At 67.1% G+C, this 2,541-nt stretch carries 1 pseudogene; it reads left to right on the top strand.

The window, feature by feature from the left end:
* Positions 1-258: 258 nt before the first annotated feature.
* Positions 259-2,541: pseudogene (gene valS, locus JCM19049_RS11545) on the top strand (valine--tRNA ligase); the annotation flags it as partial.

Genomic DNA, 2,541 nt, shown 5'->3' with positions numbered 1-2,541 from the left:
ATGGCGTAGACGCGCATCCTTCCTGGCGCAGCGCCCTGACGGTGGCCTGGCCGATGCCGCTGGAGGCCCCGGTGACGACGGCGGATCGTTCGGTGGCGGGGGCTGGGGAGTTTTCATGGTTGGTCATGGCACCAGAATAGAACGGCGCGGCGGCCCACCACGAGCGGGGTGAATGACTCTTACGCGCTGCCCGCCGGGTGTCTCACCCCATGGGCCGCAATGCCCGCCCGGGCGAGGAAACATGAAACAATGGCTTACATGGCAGAAGAAAACTTGGGCACAGACACGCCCAACACGGTTTCAGTTCCCGACAAGCCCGCATTGGAAGGCCTGGAGGAACGTCTTTCGTCCCGGTGGCGCACCGAGGGCACCTATCACTTCAATGAGGACACCAGCCGCGAGGCGGTGTACTCCATCGACACTCCCCCGCCGACCGCTTCCGGTTCGCTGCACGTGGGCCATATGTTCTCCTACACCCAGACCGACGTGGTGGCCCGCTACCAGCGGATGAGCGGGAAGAACGTGTTCTACCGCTGGGTTGGGACGACAACGGCCTGCCCACCGAGCGCCGCGTCCAGAACTACTACGGGGTGCGCTGCGACCCGTCCAAGCCCTACATCCAGGACTACCAGCCGCCGGCCAAGCCGGCGAAGAACCAGCGCGACTGGGACGTGGTCAGCCGCAAGAACTTCATCCAGTTGTGCGAGCAGCTGGCCGTGGAGGACGAGAAGGTCTTCGAACAGCTGTTCACCACCCTGGGCCTGTCCGTGGACTGGCGGATGACCTACCGGACCATCGATGACAACTCCCGGGCCGTGTCCCAGCGCGCCTTCTTGGAGAACCTCTCCGCCGGGGACGCCTACATGGCCGAGGCCCCGACCTGTGGGACGTCACCTTCCGCACCGCGGTCGCCCAGGCCGAGCTGGAGGACCGCGAGGTCGCCGGCGCCTACTACCGCTACCCGTTCACCACCGAGGACGGCGAGCAGGTCTTCATCGAGACCACCCGCCCCGAACTGCTGGCCGCCTGTGCCGCCCTGGTCGCCCACCCGGAGGACGAGCGCTACCAGCACCTGTTCGGCAAGACCGTCACCTCCCGCTGTTCGGGTCCCGGTCGAGGTGCGCCCGCACGCCCTGGCCCAGGCCGACAAGCTCGGGCATCGCCATGGTCTGCACCTTCGGTGACCTGACCGACGTGACTGGTGGCGTGAACTGCAGCTGCCCACCCGCGCCATCGTGGGACGCGACGGACGCATCATCGCCGAAACCCCCGAGTGGATCACCAGCCCGCCGGGGCCGAGGCCTACGCCCAGATCGCCGGCAAGACCGTGTTCTCCGCCAAGGAGACCGTGGTTGAGCTGCTGCAGGAAGCGAACCTGCTCGACGGAGAGCCGAAGAAGGTCACCCGCCCGGTGAACTTCTTCGAAAAGGGCGACAAGCCCCTGGAAATCGTCTCCTCCCGCCAGTGGTACATCCGCAACGGCGGACGCGACGAGGACCGCCGCAAGGCGATGATCGCCCGCGGCGAGCAGATCGACTTCCACCCCTCGTTCATGCGCTCACGCTACGAGAACTGGGTCTCGGGCCTGAACGGCGACTGGCTGGTCTCCCGCCAGCGCTTCTTCGGGGTGCCGATCCCGGTGTGGTACCCGCTGGATGAGAACGGCGAGCCGAACTACGACGCGCCGCTGCTGCCGCAGGCCCAGCAGCTGCCGGTGGACCCGGTGGCCGAGGCCCCGGCCGGCTACACCGAGGACCAGCGCAACCAGCCCGGCGGCTTCATCGGGGACGCCGATGTGCTGGACACCTGGGCCACCAGCTCGCTGACCCCGCAGATCGCCGGACGCTGGAACACCGACCAGTCCTTCTTCTCCAAGGTCTACCCGTACGACCTGCGCCCGCAGGGCCATGACATCATCCGCACCTGGCTGTTCTCCACGGTGGTGCGCGCCGACGCGCTGCACGGGGACGCCCCATGGCGCCACGCGGCGATTTCCGGCTGGATCCTGGACCCGGACCGCAAGAAGATGTCCAAGTCCAAGGGCAACGTGGTGGTTCCCACCGAGGTGCTGGAGAAGTTCGGCGCGGATGCCGTGCGCTACTGGGCGGCTAGCGCCCGGCTCGGCGCCGACACCGCGTATGAGATCAACCAGATGAAGATCGGGCGCCGTCTGGCCATCAAGATCCTCAACGCCTCCAAGTTCGTGCTGAACCTGGGTGCCACCGAGGCGAACATTCTCACCGATGACGCCGCGGTGATCACCAACGGGCTGGACCGTTCGCTGCTGGCCCGCCTGGCGGTGGTCATCGAGGACACCAAGCGCGCGTTCGAGTCCTACGACTACGCCCGGGCCCTGGACATCACCGAGTCGTTCTTCTGGTCGTTCACCGACGACTATGTGGAACTGATCAAGGACCGCGCCTACGGCGGGCACGGGCAGGCCGAGCAGGCCAGCGTGCTGGCCGCCCTGGCCACCACCCTGGATGCGGTGCTGCGCCTGTTCGCCCCGTTCCTGCCCTTCGCCACCGAGGAGGTCTGGAG

This window comes from Arthrobacter sp. JCM 19049 (assembly GCF_001310435.1).
The sequence above is the reverse complement of the archived record's forward strand: the minus strand, read 5'-3'. Positions and strand labels throughout refer to the sequence as shown.